Genomic DNA, 16,660 nt, shown 5'->3' on the forward strand with positions numbered 1-16,660 from the left:
ACTTCCGCTCACCGAGGCCGATGGCTTCTAGATCCTATTGCAGGGCGGTCTCGTGGTCCTTCCGAAGATGCAACATCGTAAACATGCCGAGCGGCGGCAAGGTATGCCGTTTAACTTCGCGCAGGGACGTATTTCCCAGAATCTCCTGAACAGGCATGTCCGGACGCCAACCCAGCTTGTTCGAAAGCGGAGCCAAGAATTTTTCGATATCCCGCCTAAAACCCTTTTCTGCGGCAAAGTGATTCACGATGATCACATCGCCTCCGGGCTTGCACACCCGCTCGATTTCCCGGATCACTTTCTCCGGGTCCGGAACCACCGACATCACGTATGCTGCGACCACGGCATCGAAAGAATCGTCGGAAAATTCCAGTTCACGGGCATCCATGATGCGAAGGCTGGAAACATGGCTCAACTTTCCTCTCGCTACCCGTTGCTGGGCTCTTTCCAGCATGTCGGGAGAAATATCGATGCCGTGCACTTCGTGCTCCTTACGATAGTAAGAGAGGCTAATACCCGTGCCCACCCCAACTTCGAGTACCTTGCCAGGCCGCTTGTTGGTAACGCCCGCCGCCATCGAACGGCCGCGAAAACTCAGCATCCAGCCAAAAGTCTGATCATATACTGGCGCATAGCGTGCGTATGATTTTAGGATGTATTCCAATTGCATTGTGTTGTCCTCTCCTCCCGTCCGGTAGCGTTATTGACGAGACTTCTTGTTGTTTTTCGAGAAAATTTTTGCTTGGCATCCCACCCAATAAACACACGGCTGAAACTTCAGCATCATCTTCCACATCAGTATTGATAATAAAGGTTAACTAAGGACATGGGAATCCGATTGAGTTCTGGTGCGGGCAGTAATTGGACGTTTATTGCATGAACCGCCACCCCGGAGCTATTGAGTTCATTTAATATAGCCGTTTAAGAACGCAGCGTTGGGCAATTCGATCATGAGCAAAGTGGTACAAGTCAAGCTTAACCAATCAGCGGAGGAAATCGTCGCCAAAGCGAGGGAAGCGGCGCGCGACAAGGGCATTCATTTGATCGGCGACGAAGAAAGAGGACAGTTTGCCGGTAATGGAATCGAGGGCCATTACCATATCAGCGGCGACACGCTTTCTATTCGGATTTCTAAGAAGCCGTTTATCGTTCCGTGGAATCTGATCGAAGCTGCCGTGCGGAATTATTTCGCTTAACGGCGGTGCGTCGTTAAAGCCGCAGCCAAAGCTCATAGCAAGAGCCGAAACGCCGGATCTCATCATGGGACCCGGTCCCGCACGTGATGGCCGACGGTCATTATCCGCCCGAACTGTGGCTGAAGTGGACATCAAGGCTGCGTTTGAGTTTTTGCGGCAACTCCGGCAGAGACGAACGCGGCACCAGAAAAGTCGTGAGAACAAACAAATCTCTAAAAATTCTTTTCTCTTCCATCATTTCGCGAACATAATCGTGGCGAACGCTACCTCCCGGTCCGACTTTATTTCCCAACATGTGTTGCTCGAATAATGAACGATTGATGCGCCAACCGATCAATTGGTCATCAATATCCATCAACCGTTTAAGCACTCGAAAAGGGACCTGCAAAAGCGGTTCATCCCGGTAAAGAAGGAGAAACAAGGCGGATAGGACGGCTGCTTGGCGGAATTGGAATACCCCCTCATCCCGCAGCAATTCGTATTCCTCCGGCTTAAACAATGCGTCGAACCGGTAACGGCCGTTTTCCAGCTTGCTGAGCTGCCCCCGACGATCCCAACCGGACAGTGAGCGGTTGTTCTGTACCCATTGATAATCCTGTTGCAGCATGTCATGCACCAGGCGGCGGTAATGCGGCCAAAACTCGCCCCCTTCCGGATTCCGAAAAGGCATATTGGCAAGCCAATTATCGACTGCCTCGAACAAGGTCTTTTCTTCACGCGCTTTCAGGAGAGCCTCGCGCTCTTCAGACCGAAATCGATCGAACGAGTCCGGAGTAAGCTCCGTGGCCAAACCAAGACGAAGCTCGATTTCTCGGAGCTGGCCGCTCTCGAATACCGAGCCCGAAAACAGATGATCGCGGAAATCGAGAAAATCGAGCGGAGAAATCGTTTCGAGCACCTCGATCTGACGATTGATAATCTTCTGGATCGCCACTAGGCGACCGAGGCGGGCAGCGATCAAGCCGACTTTCTGTCCGTCCAAGGGAATCGCCGAGAACAATTCAAGCACTGATTTCAGCTCGTAGAGGACTTCCTTGAGCCAAAGTTCGTGAACCTGATGAGCGATAATGAATAAGGTCTCGTCATGGACCTCTCGATCATCCCGCCCGCTTTCAGGACACTGGGCGTTTAGAAGGATATCGAGCCGTAAATAGTCCGAATAGTTGAACTCTTCCGTAGATCTTCTCATCGTGAACCCTTTTCCCTAGAGTCGTGATTCGAAGCAACTCCTTGATCGGGGGCTGCATGTCCGTGTATACCGATCGACGACGCCGTCAATCCAGCTGTCGGCGGTTCCCCTGATATCGACTTTCGGACCGGCCGACATAAGCCTTAAATTTACACGCAAAGCAGCGCCAGTATTGACCTTCGAAAAATCTTCAGTCTATGCGTGAAAATACGAGCATGGATCGCCCTAAGCGCCATAAAAGAGACCGGGCAAGCGAACGAGAGGCGGTTTCTTTATTCGAAAGATCGGGCTCAGTCGACCCATGAAGACAACGTCAATCGCCCCGACAGATTATAGTTACCCGGATAGCTATAGATGGCCTGACCATAGGCCGGGCTCACGTATTGCACGTTGAAAGCCGTTACCGTATCCGGGCCGACTCTCGGATAGCTATATATCGATTGTCCATAAGCCTTATTCACGTAAACGATTTGCGGATTCTTCACTTCGAAGACTATGCTTTCGGGAACTAAATAGCTATAGATCGCATTATTGAACGCCTTATTGAGGTAGATGAGTCCGGGTCGAAACTTTTGATCCAGTTCCGTGTTAAGCCGGTCAAGCTCAGCCGCAACGAGACCGCCCGCGAACAGCGAAAATGCTACCGATATTACGGCAATCAGTCTTCTGGGGATCATGGCACACCTCATCGTTGTTATTGACCGCCATACCCTTCGACTGTCAAATTCACGAGAATGTTTCTGATCCGCCAGCGCGCATTAACGGGACATTTGCGATTGGAAGGGTCGCCCTGGCGCTCCCAGGCCGACCGTCTGCGATTGGATAGCGTCAGCAGCAGGGGGTTGTGCGAAATGCGGGCTCGAATCTGCTAATTAACTTAGTACACATCGATCGCGTCCGGTTTTCTTCGCTTCATAAAGCGCCTTGTCCGCCCGTTCGAAGAGAGATTCCGACGTGTCGCCGTTCCGTACCTGGCTCATTCCGCAAGACACGGTAACCTGAACCGGCCGTCCTTGCGAATTGAAACCGCAGTGGGCAATTTTTTGCCGAATCTGATCGGCAATCCGGAGTGCGGCGTCTCCATCGGCGCCGCATAAAATCATCGCGAACTCTTCACCGCCTAGGCGCGCTACGAAATCCGTCTGCCGGATGGATTTATCCAACTCTTGGGCGACCGTCACCAACACTTTGTCCCCGGCCGAATGTCCAAAACGATCATTGATACCCTTGAAATGATCGACATCCCACAGCAGTAGCGACAAAGGCTGTTGAAAACGCTGCGATCGGGCAATCTCTTGGGCAATACGATCCTGATAAGCCATACGATTAGGCAAGTTCGTCAAGGAATCCCTAAGTGCCATGTCATGCGCCAACCTCAACTTGGAACGCAATTCAGCCGCCTCGAGCTCCAATTCCTGAAGCCTGCGAGTCAACTCGCCGAGTCTTCCGGTGGAGTCCCGCAAAAGGCCCAATTCGCGATCACGATTGATATGCAATTGTTGCAGCAGCCCGCTCAATCCGTTGTTCACTAGCACCTTAAGCTGATCCACTTCGGTGATCACTTCCATCTTCGAGCGCAAGTTCTCAAACTGCAGCGAGAAAGAGGAGTGTTCTGCCTCACGATCGCGAACGAAGGCCTTAGTGCTGGCATCCACTCCGATCGCATCATGTCCCAATTCAGTCAAGCGGCCGGATAAGCCGGCCAGAAAATACTCGATTTCCAGTTGCTCTTTTTGAATGAACGTTTTTACGTCGCTTAAAAAACCGATAGCCTCGCCGAGCAGGCTTTCGAGTACTTCCGTATCCGATTCCGATTTCAAACGCGTTTTGATCTGTTCTGCCTGCTGCCTAAAGTTCAAAGGAAGATCTATGACATCCAGCAGCAGTAGCAAACGATCGCGGACCGGACCGATTTCGACCGTTTCTCCCTCCGACTTTTTGTTCGTTTGAAGCAATCTGCCAAAAAATCCCGGTTTTGCCGCTTTGTCAGAAACCGAAATCGGTGTGTCGTGACGCAAAATCTCCCGTAATTCGGAAAGCAACCATTTCCAGTCCGCTATTTCGCCCCGGCCGACTTTTTGTTCGAGCAATGTAATCGCTTTTGTTTCTTCGTCGCTTATTGCAAGTTGCTTTGCAAAGCGAAACAGAATTCCGCTCTCCTGCTTAACAGGCTTGTTGTTTCCGCCCCTATCCTTTACGTCCCGCAAGAGCGTTTCCGATATGTCGTTCAACTCGGCCAGGCGCTTTTCATTCGAAATACCTTTCCTCAACAGGTCGCGGATATAAAGGAGGTGAGGATCGATCGCGGGATCCAGCCCGCTGGTCGCCAGGGTCAGGCGAATAATGGTGCGGCACAGTAATTTCTCTCGCTCGTCCGTTTTCTGCCGGGATCCCGTCGATTCATCAACCAGCGTTGTGTGTCTCGCTTTCCAGTATTGCGGATCATCTGATTTGAGGTTGTTCATAGTCGTGTCTGTCGCGGCGTGAGGTGCTTGCCTTCCAAAGAAAGGAGGACTGAAACGGGTTCTTACAAAGTTTAATCGGGATCGAGAATGTCGCAGCGGTATTAACGACACTTATTGCAAATAAGTAGAAATTTCTTTCTGAATTAAATGTAAGCACGGTGCATTTGTTGAAATGATGTTATTTCTAATTAAAAAACAATAAGCTACGAAACCCCTTATTGTGGATAAAAATCATCGTACACACGGGTAAGAACTGTGGACAAATGTAGATGAACCGTTGCTCTCTCGGCTCGGAACAGTTTGCTAACAGGGTTTTGGATATATTCTGCACATGCCGGCTCGAGGTTCCGGAGGAGTCGGCAGAAGAATTTGCACAGAGCTGGAATCGACATCCTGGCAGGCACGAATGGCGTTTTTTCGGCTCGCGGGCGGACTGTCGAAGAGAGGTTTACATGAACTGTTTTTGGCAAATCCGGCCTAAAACGAATCTTCTGCGACCGGTACAATAGCCAGCCTTACTATTGTCCGAATCATCATTCCATGAAATATCGCGATCTTCGTGAATTTATTCTCCATTTGGAGTCGATCGACGAGCTTAAACGCATAACCGTGGAAATCGACCCGAACCTCGAGATGACCGAAATATGCGACCGGACTCTCAAGGCTGGCGGTCCGGCACTACTGTTCGAAAGGCCGACCGGATCGCATGTCAGGGTGCTGGCCAATCTGTTCGGGACGCCCCGCAGGGTTGCTTTGGGGATGGGGCAGGAATCGGTCGAAGCGCTTCGTGAAGTTGGAAAGCTTCTGGCTTTTCTCAAGGAACCGGAACCGCCGAAAGGCATGCGCGACATGTTCGATAAGCTGCCAATGTTCAGGCAGGTGCTGAACATGCCGGCCAAGGAAGTGAAGAACGCGCCATGCCAGGAGATCGTTTATGCCGGATCGGATGTCGACCTCGGCCGTTATCCCATTCAAACGTGCTGGCCGGGAGATGCGGGACCATTGATCACCTGGGCCTTGGTCATTACCCGAGGTCCGCATAAGGAAAGGCAGAATTTGGGAATTTACCGGCAACAGGTCATCGGCAAAAACAAGGTCATCATGCGCTGGCTCGCGCATCGGGGCGGCGCGCTGGATTTCAAGGACTGGCAGGAGGCCCGCCCCGGCCAGCCGTTTCCGGTTGCCGTCGCATTGGGCGCGGACCCCGCCACCATTCTCGGTGCCGTGACGCCGGTGCCGGATTCGCTTTCGGAATACGCCTTCGCGGGGCTCTTGCGTGGCGCCAAAACGGAAGTGGCCAATTGTCTTCTGAGCGATTTGCAAGTGCCCGCGACGGCCGAAATCGTCTTGGAAGGTTTCATCTATCCAGGCGAGACGGCGCCGGAGGGCCCGTTCGGAGATCACACCGGCTATTACAACGAGGTCGAGGAATTCCCCGTTTTCACCATCGAGCGCATCACGCAACGGGAAAGCCCGATCTACCACAGCACGTATACGGGACGTCCTCCGGATGAGCCGGCCATTCTGGGCGTTGCCCTGAACGAAGTCTTCGTGCCTATCCTGCAAAAGCAGTTTCCGGAAATCGTCGATTTCTATCTGCCGCCGGAAGGCTGTTCTTACCGGCTTGCCGTGGTCAGCATGAAGAAACAGTACCCTGGCCATGCAAAACGGGTGATGTTCGGCGTATGGTCGTTCCTGCGGCAGTTCATGTACACCAAGTTCGTGATCGTTGTGGATGAGGATATCGATGCGCGGAATTGGCAGGATGTGATCTGGGCGATGACGACTCGCATGGATCCTGCGCGCGATATCGCGTTGATCGAAAACACGCCGATCGACTATCTGGATTTTGCCTCGCCGGTTTCGGGTCTGGGTTCGAAAGTCGGGTTCGACGCGACCAATAAGTGGCCCGGCGAAACGGTTCGCGAATGGGGCCAACCCATCGCGATGACGGAGGCTGTTCGGTCAAAAATTGATCAGCTTTGGGATAGCCTGGGCATTTAAGCGAGGCCTCTAAGCGGAATGTAAACGGTCACGCAATCGGCGCCGCCGCTATCTCTCTATATTTCAAAATGACTAAGTATTTTTCGATGCCGCGTTTTCTTTGGCCGGTAATTCTTCTTTTAATGCTGGTATCCCCCCTCGGGCTCAGCCAGTCGGCCGAGGTTGAACAGGCGCGCCCGTTGAACGAGTTGGTGAAGGATTGGCAGAAAGTCCTGGACCAGGCCGAAAAGGATTTGGCTAAACCCGACGTCCCGGACCGCCGGCTTGCGGCTCTGCGCGAAGAGCTGACGACCATGCAGCTCGATGCCCGCAGGGCATCGGACGAAGCCCTGCCGGAAGTACAAGTGATTCGGGACGAACTCGCTGCCTTGGGGCCGCCGCCGGCCGAGGGAGCGCCGCCCGAAGCGCCGACCGTGGCGGCCAAGCGCAAAGCCATGAACGAACGCCTCGCTGCGGCGGAAGGCGCAATCAAAGAGGCCGAGCTCATCATCGCTCGAGCCGGCCGACTCGCAGGCGAGGTCAAGACCTTGCGGCGCATCCGTTTCACCGAGCACGTCTTGAAGCGGGGCATCTCGCCGCTGACGCCGGCAGTTTGGCGAAAAGCTTGGTCCGAGTTGAGTACCGGATTTAGCGTCATCGCGCAAAACCTTCAGCAGTGGCGGTCCAGCGATACCTTTGCGCGAGATGCCCGGGCCATCGGTTGGCGCCTGGCCTTAGGCGTAGGCGTCGCGATCCTGTTGGCGTTTCCCTTGCGCAGGGCTTTGATTCGAAGATTCGGCTATATCGAAGTCGAGGCCGAACCGACTTATGGCCAGCGTTTGAGAACGGCTTTGTTCACAGGCTTTATTCGGGCTCTGTTACCGTCCGCGGCCGTTTTGGCGCTTTTCCTGAGCCTGTCTTATACCGGATTGTTGACCGAGCCGCTGCTGGCCGTGGCTCGGACCGCTTTGCTCTCTCTGATTTCGCTGTTTTTCGTGGCAGGCTTTTCCCGTGCGGCGCTGGCCCCGTTCGAGCCGGAGTGGCGCTTGGTTCAAATCCATGACGAGGGAGCCCGGGCTATCAGCCGCACCGTGAACGGCTTGGCTTTCGTATTCGCTCTCGACCGGGTATTGAGCGAAATCGGGACCCAGTTCAATGCCTCGGTCGAATCGACGCTTTTGCAAAAATTCCTGTTCGGCTTGCTCATTGCAGCTTTGTTGCTGAGTCTGCTGCGTCGCAGTATATGGTTCTCGCCCGACAGACCCTCGCTCAGCCCGACCTGGCAGCGTCTTCGCTTCGTGTTGAAGTTCCTCGTTTATGCGATTCCGGTATCGGGCTTGCTCGGTTACGTGGCCTTGTCCCGTTTGCTGGCCACACAGCTGGTGTTGACTGCCGGGCTTTATTTGTCCGTGCTCCTGTTGCGCAAGATCAGCTACGAACTCATCGACGACGTCTTGAGCAAGACATCGCCCTTGGGGGCCAAGCTCCGCAGCAGCCTCGCCCTGAGCGACGACGGCGCCGAGATGCTCAAGTTTTGGCTGAGCGGAACCGTTGGCCTCTTAATCCTGGCCATGGGCGTGGTCCTGCTGTTGGTATTGTGGGGAGCCGCAGGCAAAGATCTCACCGCCTGGCTTCACAGCGTGTTTTTCGGCTTCAAGGTCGGCAACATCACCCTATCCCTTGCCGACATGCTGCTGGCCTTGGCGCTTTTTGCAGGGCTACTCGCAGCCACCCGGATGATTCAGAAAGCGCTGGACCAGCGTATCTTTCCGCGGACGCGACTGGATGTCGGCATCCGGCATTCGATCCGTTCCGGAACCGGCTACGTCGGATTTACTGTCGCGGCGATGCTGGCGATCTCGACCTTAGGTATTGACCTGTCCAATCTGGCCATCATCGCCGGCGCATTATCCGTAGGTATCGGTTTCGGCCTGCAGAATATCGTCAACAATTTCGTGTCCGGGCTGATTCTGCTCATCGAACGCCCGATCAAGGCCGGCGATTGGGTCGTGGTGGGCGATCACCAGGGTTATGTGAAGAAGATCAGCGTGCGCGCGACCGAAATCACGACCTTAGACCGCGCTTCGGTGTATATCCCGAACTCCACGCTGATTTCGGGCGCGCTAACGAACCGAACCTACGCCGACAAAGCGGTGGGGCGCGTCGTGCTGCCGCTCGGCCTGTCTCATGACACGGATGCCAAGCGAGTACGGGACCTTCTGCTGAAGATCGCGCTAGATCACCCGGAAATCCGCCGCATCCCGCCGCCGGTCGTTTTGTTCAAAGGGTTCGCGGAAAGTACCCGAAACTTCGAACTGATCGCGCTTCTCCACGATGCCGGAAAGGTCGATTCAGTGACCAGCGATCTTTGTTTCGAAATCGACGAAATATTCCGCAAGGAAGGAATCCCGATTCCGTTCCCGCCTCGGAATTTGAACCTGAATCTTAACGGCGAGCAGTTGCAGCAGATCCTGACGGTGCGCGAGGAAAAAACACCGCCAGGGAATTGAACCCGGATCACTCCGACTGATCGCCCGCCGGATTGTCCGAATAGCGGAGCGCTTCGGTCAAGTGGGGGTCGATGATGCTTGCCATGATTTGATGCAGCTTGGGATTTGCCGTCAGCACGTTACCGGATTCGAAGTATTTGTCTTTCCCTTCCAAATCGGTAACGATGCCGCCTGCTTCCTGAATCAGGAGAAGGCCGGCAGCCATGTCCCATTTTTTCAGGCCGATTTCCCAGAAACCGTCCAACCGCCCTGCTGCCACGTAAGCGAGATCCAGAGCCGCCGAGCCCGCGCGCCGGATTCCGGCCGTATCTTTCATGAGATCGCGCATCATGCCCAAATAGGCCTCGACGTGACGCTGATCCTTGAACGGGAAACCCGTACCCAGCAACGCCCCCTTCAGGCCGTTTTGCTTGCTTACCCGGATACGCCGATTGTTGAGCGACGCGCCGGCGCCTCGGGCCGCCGTAAACAGCTCCTGGCGCAATGGGTCGTAGATCACGCCCTTTTCGATGCGCCCGCGGTGGAGCAGAGCGATGGATACGCAGAATTGAGGAAACCCGTGCAGGAAATTGGTGGTTCCATCCAGGGGATCGATGACCCAGACGAAATCGGTCTTGGCCGGGCCTTGCCGACCGCTTTCTTCCCCTAGAAAAGCGTGAGTGGGATAAGCTTTCTGCAAAGTGTGGATAATTTCACGTTCCGCCTGGCGGTCCACTTCGCTGACGAAGTCGTTGCGTCCCTTGGGCGTGATCGTAAGAAGGTTCACCCGGTCCATCGAGCGAACGATAATATCGCCCGCCGTCCGAGCCGCGCGAACCGCGATAGTGAGCATGGGATCCATATTGGAATCGGCGCTGGTTAAAAAGCGGTTTAGGGTATCAAATTTCTGATAGTATTTTACCTTTTTTGGTTATAGCTCTCGCTGAAGCATGAATCGCTTGTCCCATGTCAGGATCGTGCTGGTTGGAACCACGCATCCCGGCAACATCGGTGCGGCGGCGCGCGCCATGAAGAACATGGGGCTGCGCGATTTGGCTCTGGTCGCGCCCAAGGTCTTTCCCAGCGGAGAAGCGACGGCGCGAGCATCCGGTGCCGACGATATTCTGTCCGAGGCGCGGGTTTGCCGTGACTTGCAGGAAGCCATCGACGATTGTGCTTTGATTGTCGGGGCCAGCGCACGGCTCCGCACCATTTCCTGGCCGCAGCTCGATCCGCGGGAATGCGCGAAACAGGTCACTGCGGGTAATACGAAGACTGCGATTTTATTCGGGCGGGAACATTCGGGTCTGACCAATGAGGAATTGGAGCGATGTCACTACTTGCTGCATATTCCCTGCGATCCCGATTTCAGTTCACTGAATGTCGCCGCGGCGGTTCAGATCGTGGCTTACGACCTTTTTCTCTCAACTCAGAAACAAGCTCACACCGACAATAACGGTCCAGCCCTGGCTACGGCGGCTGAAATGGAATCCTTTTACGGACACTTGGAACGCACCTTGTACGACCTCCGATTTCTCCACGAAAGAAAGCCCGGACCTTCGGTGATGCGCAGGCTCAGGCGAATCTTTAACCGAGCCATGCTGGAGAAAAAGGAAATTCATCTTTTGCGCGGCATCTTGACGGCCGTTCAGCTTCGAATACGACCCCCGGCGTGAACCCTTATGTGGCAACGATTGAAAGAAGAATTCAGCTGTATTTTCGACCGTGACCCGGCGGCCCAATCCTATTTCGAAATTTTCACCACCTATCCGGGGGTGCACGCCATTTTGGCTCATCGATTCAGCCATCGATTGTGGAATTTCGGGCTCAAATGGCCGGCTCGATTCATCTCGACCTTGGCCCGCTGGTGGACGGGTATCGAAATCCACCCCGGAGCGCGGATCGGAAAGCGGTTCTTCATCGATCACGGCATGGGAGTGGTCATAGGTGAAACGGCGGTGATCGGCGACGACTGCACGCTATATCACGGCGTGACGTTGGGCGGCACGTCCTGGAAAAAGGGAAAGCGGCACCCGACCTTGGGCAATGGAGTGGTGGTCGGCGCCGGCGCCAAAATACTCGGTCCGATAACCATTGCCGACGGCGCCCGTATCGGCTCCAATTCGGTAGTACTGAAGAGTGTCCCTGCCGGCGCCACGGTGGTGGGCATCCCCGGTCATGTGGTGAGTACCGACCGCCAAGCCCAGGAAGCGCGCCGTCAGGCTATCGCCAGCAAACTGCGTTTCGACGCTTATGGTTTGACGCCCGACATGCCCGATCCGGTGGCTCACGCGATCAATCACATGCTCGATCACATACAAGCGCTGGACGAGCAGATCGAGGCGCTAAAGCGCGCCCTCAAACAGCAGGGTATCGGCGTTTCGGAAGCGCCATTGCCCGAACTGGAGCATTGCGAGCTGAAAACGGGCGAGGAAAAATAAAGAAATTCAGCCCCACGGCTATCGGGAGTGGCGATGCCGCTATTTTTCCAGTACTTGAAAAATCTTGTTCGCCCATCCGACACTTTCGAGATGAATCTTGCCTATTCGGGATAAGTCCAGGTTCTCGAAACGCACCTCGTCCAGCTTCCAACATTCGTAGTTGATGGCGCAACTCAGGGCCTCTCCAGCCAATCCCGCGCGATGCACTAAGGCATCTTTCACCTCGCTCGATAGCGGCAGGCCGCCAACCGCGTCATCCAAGGAAGTCTCCAGCAGCTGGTCGATGGTGGACATCAGGCCTACCAGGAAGAATTGCTCGCTGTTCGGCAACTTGAGGAACGCGGCGAGAGATTCGCACATTTTTGCTCGAATCAAAGCGATTTTGACAATCTCTCTCGGCCGGTCGGGAAAATTCGCCAGGCTGATCAACGATGCCCAGCGCTGGACTTCGCGGATACCCAAATAGGTAATCGCGAATTTCAGCGAATCGATCTGTTTCGGCAGCGCGTAAAATGCGGAGTTGATGTAGCGGAGCAGTTTGTAGCTGAGTCCCACGTCCATCGAAATCGTGCGCGCGAGTTCGGGTATCGAGATGTTCGGCCGATTGATTTTTGCCAACAGCTGTAAAACGGCGTGTTGACTGGTTTCCAACCGTTTTCCCCGCACCATGTTCGGCCGGCTGAAAAAGAATCCCTGAAAATACTGGCAGCCCAGCTCCCGATACTCCAGATATTGCTCCTGCGTTTCCACCTTTTCGGCCAGGAAGCGGACCGGCAGCTTCTTCAGTCGTTCCATCACACGTCCGCTCGCAGACGGAGTGACCATTTGGATGTCGAACTTGATGAAATGGGCCATTTCGATCAAAGGCTGCCAACGCTCTTCAAATACAAAGTCGTCAAGCGCGATCTTATAACCCTGTTGAACCAGGCCTCGCACGGCTTGAATCAAAGCCTCGTCGATGTGGACGTCTTCCAGTACCTCGATAACCACCTTATCTTTGGGGAGCAGCAAAGGGGTTTCGGAGAGCAAGTTCTCCCGAGTGAAATTAATGAAAGCCAGTTGTGCTCCGACGATTTGATCCAACCCGTATTCAAGCAAGCTGTCCACGACGATTTGATTGCTGGCGGCGGTTGGTCCGAACGTCTCAACGGTATCTCCGTTTATGTCGCGGAATAACAATTCATAGGCAAAAATGCGCAAGTCGCGGTCAAAGATTTGTTGCCGTCCGATGAGAAAATCGTTCCTCACGATGATCGAGCCCTGTGTCTGAGGTTTGAATCGGTTTGGCATGTTGCAGACTGGTTACTGCGCTACGATTTATCCCCGATTCACCGACGATAGCGTCGGATAGGTAATGAGTCATGAAAAGTTTAGCGAAGACTGAGACACACACTCGACAAGTCGGGTGGCTCACCCGGCAGGAACGAAGATTTGAACTCTCCGCTCGCTTGGCCCGATTGGCCGTGATTCAGTGAAAGAATAGTTCAGCTTTACGAAAATAGATTCGAGATAAACAAAACCTCATTCAGATGGAAACGATCATGTCCGACGCTATCCCAGACTTTGATGCCGATGTGCTTCAACGCAGCCACACCATACCGGTTCTAGTCGATTTCTGGGCGCCTTGGTGCGCGCCCTGCCGCGCTTTGGGCCCGCTCTTGGAACGGCTCGCACAAAGAAATTCGGACCGCTTCGTGCTCGTGAAGATCAACACCGAGGAATTGCCGGACGTCAGCGCCCGTTATCAGGTGCGCAGCATTCCCAACGTCAAGCTTTTCGTTGACGGACAGGTCGTCGATGAGTTCAGCGGCGCGTTGCCGGAGGCCATGATCGAGCAGTGGCTGAACCGTGTTCTGCCCAGCCCACTGAGGAACAGAATCAAACAAGCGGAAACCGAGGTCTTCGCCGGTCGTCCCGACAAGGCCGCGGCAATCCTGGAAGAAGTGCTTGCCGCAGAACCGGATAACGATGTCGCCGCCATCATGTTGGCTCGCTTGCTCCTTCCGTCGGATCACAGGCGAGCCATGGCAGTCGTGGAACGAATCGGCCCCGATTCGGATTCTCATCCGATGGCGGAAAGTATTCGCACTTTTTCCCGGTTGTTCGGTTACGCCGAAAACCCGGAAATGCTGCCGGAAGCTCCCCTGAAGCCTGCCTATTTATCAGCGATCGAGTATTTGAAGAATGCCGACTTCGAGCAGGCCTTATCGACCTTTATCGAGGTGGTCAAAGCCGCGCGTCATTATGACGGCGATGGCGCCAGAAAAGCCTGCCTGGCCATTTTCAAGTTTCTCGGCGATGATCATGAACTGACCCGGGAGTATCGCGGCCGTCTCTCCAGTGCCCTGTATGTTTGATCCGGCGGTTCGCTCTTATTTGTGAATTTTGACCCGGAAATATTCGGGATCGGCATCACCGGTCAAATCGACCATTGACGAGAAAGAACGAACCTCGCCCCGCTCCAGCATATCCAAATTCGGCGTGCCGTCTTGGTGAAAACCGATTTTGGACACGCCGACTTGAACGCCGACCCGGTCGAAAAAAAGGACATCCACCTCGGGATGGATGAGCGTCAAGTCGGTATTGTGCATAACGATCTTATACTCGTAATGTTTATCCGAGTTCTTGCCGGCGACGGTGAAAACGATGTTTTTCACATAGCCTAGATCGAGCGGAATCACTTTATCGAACTCGAGCTTGGTCAAGTTCGGCAGGCGAGACGTCGTTAGTGCAGCGATGTCGGCCCGCAGTTTTTCGACTTCCGGTTTCAGGGCTTGAAGCTCCAGCGCCTGTTTCTTCTCCAATACGGTCAAATCCAGATTTTCCTGTTCACTTAGAGTCAACTGGATAAACAAGACCAAAAGCGCCGTGGTTTCTACGACCAACACAATGGATAAAAGAAAAATCAACCTCGTCTTGGACGACGAGCGGCGATGTTTGCCTCGAGACGAATACGCTTGCACGTTATCCGTCGCATTTGCGGAGTCATTGTTCGATAGCCTGTACATTTTTTCTCCTTAGGCAACACCTTACCATCTCTATGAGTACGCTCGACGAGGTTTCGCATATCTGCCATACATTCCGGTACGGCCGTAAAGCGATCTCCCCCTTTCCGAAGACGCCAAGCACATACTTTCCATCCCCCGCTGGAAAACCCTTGCTAAAGTTTGTGGACAGCGTGTGCTGAACGAGCACGAAAGAGCTCGGCAAAAAATTATCCACAACTCAGCCACAGGCGTACACTGTTTTTAACACACCTTTATATATTTCTTAATGCATTGTTTAAAAAAGAAAAATAGTGAGCGTCAACAGACTTCTTCCGGCTTTGTAACTAAAGGAAAGATTTTTTGACTTGTTTACATTTGGTAATGTGGCCAATCGGGTCCGAGTCTAGATAAGCGGCTAAGCTTTAACAGGCCGCGAAAAACGAGAATATCGATTCCTGTTTGCGAAAAAGCGGCTGAGTTGCAAAAGAAAAAAGTTTCTAGAACGTTACATATTCAAAAAATCGATAAGGGGGGAGAGATGACCGCGTTTGGCGTTTTCGTATTATTTCTCTTGGTACTGTCCGTTATCTTGGTCGTACTGAGTGTCAAGTTCGTGCCTCAAGGTTCCGAATTCACGGTACAGCGGTTCGGAAAATACACCGCGACACTCAAGCCCGGCCTCAATGTGATCATGCCGGTGATCGATCAGATCGGCGCACGGATCAACATGATGGAACAGGTCTTGGACGTTCCTTCGCAGGAGGTCATCACGAAAGACAATGCCATGGTCAAAGTGGATGGCGTCGTGTTTTTTCAAGTGGTGGATGCCGCCAAAGCGGCCTACGAGGTCAGCAACCTGCAGCTTGCCATCATGCAGCTGACGATGACCAATATCCGTACCGTGATGGGTTCCATGGACTTGGACGAGCTGTTGTCGAAGCGAGACGAAATCAATGCCCGTCTGCTTTCAGTGGTGGACGATGCCACTACGCCCTGGGGTGTCAAGGTGACGCGGATCGAGATCAAGGACATTACGCCGCCGCAAGATCTGGTCGATTCCATGGCTCGCCAGATGAAGGCGGAACGGGACAAGCGCGCTGCCGTACTCGAGGCGGAAGGCTTGAAACAGGCAGCGATTCTCCGCGCCGATGGCGAAAAACAAGCGGCGATTCTCGAAGCCGAGGGGCGCAAGGAAGCCGCATTCCGCGAGGCCGAAGCCCGCGAGCGTTTGGCCCAGGCCGAGGCGCGGGCTACCCTGATGGTCTCCGAGGCCATCGGCAAAGGGGATGTTCAGGCGATTAACTACTTCGTTGCGCAAAAATACGTCGAAGCGTTGCAAACCCTCGCCGCGGCCGAAAACAGCAAGGTTATTCTCATGCCCTTGGAAGCCTCCAGCGTTATCGGCGCTCTAAGCGGCATCGGCGAAATCACCAAAGAAGCGTTTTCCAAGAAGGCAAGCTAAATGGCATTCGAGATCGTTTTTTGGCACTGGTGGGCGTTCGGCGTGTTTCTTCTTATCGTCGAACTCCTCGCGCCGGGAATGTACTTTCTATGGATGGCCGAATCGGCGTTCGTCGTCGGCGTGATCAAGCTGATCGTGCCGGCGCTGAGCTGGGAGTATCAGCTGATATTGTTCTCGGTACTGTCGATCGTCAGCATCGCGGTGTTCCGGCTGTTCCTCAAAAGACATCCCATCGAGACCGATCAGCCTTTGCTGAACCAGCGAGCCGCGCAATATATAGGACGACTGTTCACGCTCGAAAATCCGATCGTCAACGGTCAGGGGCGGATCCGCGTGGACGATTCCACATGGAAGGTGCAAGGGGAGGACTGCGAGCCGGGAAGCAAGGTTCGCGTCGTGGCCGCCGAAGGCGTTGTTCTGAAGGTCGAAAAGGCTGCGTGAATCGCGC

The 16,660-nt window shown here is 54.1% G+C and carries 15 protein-coding genes; 8 read left to right on the forward strand and 7 right to left on the reverse strand.

The genetic code is table 11. The features are described from left to right. Window positions 1-34: 34 nt before the first annotated feature. The gene (locus ACR2TX_RS06020) at window positions 35-601 is read right to left on the reverse strand and encodes a class I SAM-dependent methyltransferase (RefSeq protein ID WP_240502376.1); all 567 of its coding nucleotides are present in this window, start codon (window positions 599-601) and stop codon (window positions 35-37) included. Between the two features lie 349 nt (window positions 602-950). Between ACR2TX_RS06020 and ACR2TX_RS06025 the strand changes: the two genes are divergently transcribed. Continuing rightward, window positions 951-1,196 (forward strand): hypothetical protein, encoded by a 246-nt coding sequence (locus ACR2TX_RS06025; RefSeq protein WP_077728286.1) that lies wholly within the window; start codon window positions 951-953, stop codon window positions 1,194-1,196. A 100-nt stretch (window positions 1,197-1,296) separates the two neighbouring features. On the opposite strand, the gene ACR2TX_RS06030 is transcribed toward ACR2TX_RS06025, so the two are convergent. The 3 genes from ACR2TX_RS06030 to ACR2TX_RS06040 all read right to left on the reverse strand — a co-directional run bounded on the left by ACR2TX_RS06030 (window position 1,297) and on the right by ACR2TX_RS06040 (window position 4,850). Then, window positions 1,297-2,385, reverse strand: a complete 1,089-nt coding sequence (locus ACR2TX_RS06030; RefSeq protein ID WP_077728287.1) for a tryptophan 2,3-dioxygenase family protein — start codon at window positions 2,383-2,385, stop codon at window positions 1,297-1,299. Between the two features lie 290 nt (window positions 2,386-2,675). Then, complete coding sequence (locus ACR2TX_RS06035; protein WP_434131545.1) at window positions 2,676-3,062, reverse strand: hypothetical protein; 387 nt, start codon at window positions 3,060-3,062, stop codon at window positions 2,676-2,678. Window positions 3,063-3,257: 195 nt separating this feature from the next. After that, window positions 3,258-4,850, reverse strand: a complete 1,593-nt coding sequence (locus tag ACR2TX_RS06040) for a GGDEF domain-containing protein (RefSeq protein WP_434131547.1) — start codon at window positions 4,848-4,850, stop codon at window positions 3,258-3,260. Window positions 4,851-5,390: 540 nt separating this feature from the next. Between ACR2TX_RS06040 and ubiD the strand changes: the two genes are divergently transcribed. Together ubiD and ACR2TX_RS06050 are read left to right on the forward strand one after the other, a co-directional pair. Continuing rightward, the gene (ubiD, locus tag ACR2TX_RS06045; RefSeq protein WP_086133819.1) at window positions 5,391-6,854 is read left to right on the forward strand and encodes a 4-hydroxy-3-polyprenylbenzoate decarboxylase; all 1,464 of its coding nucleotides are present in this window, start codon (window positions 5,391-5,393) and stop codon (window positions 6,852-6,854) included. A 122-nt stretch (window positions 6,855-6,976) separates the two neighbouring features. Then, window positions 6,977-9,343, forward strand: a complete 2,367-nt coding sequence (locus ACR2TX_RS06050) for a DUF3772 domain-containing protein (protein ID WP_168183780.1) — start codon at window positions 6,977-6,979, stop codon at window positions 9,341-9,343. Between the two features lie 7 nt (window positions 9,344-9,350). On the opposite strand, the gene ACR2TX_RS06055 is transcribed toward ACR2TX_RS06050, so the two are convergent. After that, the gene (locus ACR2TX_RS06055) at window positions 9,351-10,184 is read right to left on the reverse strand and encodes an inositol monophosphatase family protein (RefSeq protein WP_077728292.1); all 834 of its coding nucleotides are present in this window, start codon (window positions 10,182-10,184) and stop codon (window positions 9,351-9,353) included. Window positions 10,185-10,272: 88 nt separating this feature from the next. Here ACR2TX_RS06055 and ACR2TX_RS06060 point away from each other — a divergent pair, with 88 nt between their 5' ends. Together ACR2TX_RS06060 and cysE are read left to right on the forward strand one after the other, a co-directional pair. Next, a complete protein-coding gene (locus ACR2TX_RS06060) occupies window positions 10,273-10,998 on the forward strand; it encodes an RNA methyltransferase (RefSeq protein WP_434131549.1) in 726 nt (241 codons plus the stop codon). Window positions 10,999-11,004: 6 nt separating this feature from the next. Continuing rightward, complete coding sequence (gene cysE, locus ACR2TX_RS06065) at window positions 11,005-11,763, forward strand: serine O-acetyltransferase (protein ID WP_077728294.1); 759 nt, start codon at window positions 11,005-11,007, stop codon at window positions 11,761-11,763. Between the two features lie 39 nt (window positions 11,764-11,802). On the opposite strand, the gene ACR2TX_RS06070 is transcribed toward cysE, so the two are convergent. Next, window positions 11,803-13,053 carry an EAL and HDOD domain-containing protein gene (locus tag ACR2TX_RS06070; protein ID WP_077728295.1) on the reverse strand — a complete coding sequence of 417 codons (1,251 nt, stop codon included), beginning with the start codon at window positions 13,051-13,053 and terminating at the stop codon, window positions 11,803-11,805. 251 nt (window positions 13,054-13,304) lie between these two features. Between ACR2TX_RS06070 and ACR2TX_RS06075 the strand changes: the two genes are divergently transcribed. After that, window positions 13,305-14,120: a tetratricopeptide repeat protein gene (locus ACR2TX_RS06075; RefSeq protein ID WP_156879905.1), complete on the forward strand. Its 816-nt coding sequence runs from the start codon at window positions 13,305-13,307 to the stop codon at window positions 14,118-14,120. Window positions 14,121-14,135: 15 nt separating this feature from the next. Here the strand turns inward: ACR2TX_RS06075 and ACR2TX_RS06080 are convergent, their stop codons facing one another. Next, a complete protein-coding gene (locus ACR2TX_RS06080) occupies window positions 14,136-14,771 on the reverse strand; it encodes a hypothetical protein (RefSeq protein ID WP_077728296.1) in 636 nt (211 codons plus the stop codon). Between the two features lie 517 nt (window positions 14,772-15,288). On the opposite strand from ACR2TX_RS06080, the gene ACR2TX_RS06085 reads away from it, so the two are divergent. Together ACR2TX_RS06085 and ACR2TX_RS06090 are read left to right on the forward strand one after the other, a co-directional pair. Next, complete coding sequence (locus tag ACR2TX_RS06085; protein ID WP_077728297.1) at window positions 15,289-16,212, forward strand: SPFH domain-containing protein; 924 nt, start codon at window positions 15,289-15,291, stop codon at window positions 16,210-16,212. After that, a complete protein-coding gene (locus tag ACR2TX_RS06090) occupies window positions 16,213-16,653 on the forward strand; it encodes an NfeD family protein (protein ID WP_434131551.1) in 441 nt (146 codons plus the stop codon). It abuts the gene before it with no gap. Window positions 16,654-16,660: the final 7 nt, after the last annotated feature.

It is taken from the genome of Methylocaldum sp. GT1BB (assembly GCF_051027545.1).
In the GTDB taxonomy this organism is placed as follows: Bacteria; Pseudomonadota; Gammaproteobacteria; order Methylococcales; family Methylococcaceae; genus Methylocaldum.

Excerpts from the sequence above, each read along its gene's own strand:
- ACR2TX_RS06070 (WP_077728295.1), bottom strand. The coding sequence starts at position 13,053 with ATGCCAAACCGATTCAAACCTCAGACACAGGGCTCGATCATCGTGAGG.
- ubiD (WP_086133819.1), top strand. The coding sequence starts at position 5,391 with ATGAAATATCGCGATCTTCGTGAATTTATTCTCCATTTGGAGTCGATC.
- ACR2TX_RS06040 (WP_434131547.1), bottom strand. The coding sequence starts at position 4,850 with ATGAACAACCTCAAATCAGATGATCCGCAATACTGGAAAGCGAGACAC.
- ACR2TX_RS06090 (WP_434131551.1), top strand. The coding sequence starts at position 16,213 with ATGGCATTCGAGATCGTTTTTTGGCACTGGTGGGCGTTCGGCGTGTTT.
- ACR2TX_RS06055 (WP_077728292.1), bottom strand. The coding sequence starts at position 10,184 with ATGGATCCCATGCTCACTATCGCGGTTCGCGCGGCTCGGACGGCGGGC.
- ACR2TX_RS06035 (WP_434131545.1), bottom strand. The coding sequence starts at position 3,062 with ATGATCCCCAGAAGACTGATTGCCGTAATATCGGTAGCATTTTCGCTG.
- ACR2TX_RS06075 (WP_156879905.1), top strand. The coding sequence starts at position 13,305 with ATGTCCGACGCTATCCCAGACTTTGATGCCGATGTGCTTCAACGCAGC.
- ACR2TX_RS06060 (WP_434131549.1), top strand. The coding sequence starts at position 10,273 with ATGAATCGCTTGTCCCATGTCAGGATCGTGCTGGTTGGAACCACGCAT.
- ACR2TX_RS06085 (WP_077728297.1), top strand. The coding sequence starts at position 15,289 with ATGACCGCGTTTGGCGTTTTCGTATTATTTCTCTTGGTACTGTCCGTT.
- ACR2TX_RS06050 (WP_168183780.1), top strand. The coding sequence starts at position 6,977 with ATGCTGGTATCCCCCCTCGGGCTCAGCCAGTCGGCCGAGGTTGAACAG.
- ACR2TX_RS06030 (WP_077728287.1), bottom strand. The coding sequence starts at position 2,385 with ATGAGAAGATCTACGGAAGAGTTCAACTATTCGGACTATTTACGGCTC.
- ACR2TX_RS06025 (WP_077728286.1), top strand. The coding sequence starts at position 951 with ATGAGCAAAGTGGTACAAGTCAAGCTTAACCAATCAGCGGAGGAAATC.
- cysE (WP_077728294.1), top strand. The coding sequence starts at position 11,005 with ATGTGGCAACGATTGAAAGAAGAATTCAGCTGTATTTTCGACCGTGAC.
- ACR2TX_RS06080 (WP_077728296.1), bottom strand. The coding sequence starts at position 14,771 with ATGTACAGGCTATCGAACAATGACTCCGCAAATGCGACGGATAACGTG.
- ACR2TX_RS06020 (WP_240502376.1), bottom strand. The coding sequence starts at position 601 with ATGCTGAGTTTTCGCGGCCGTTCGATGGCGGCGGGCGTTACCAACAAG.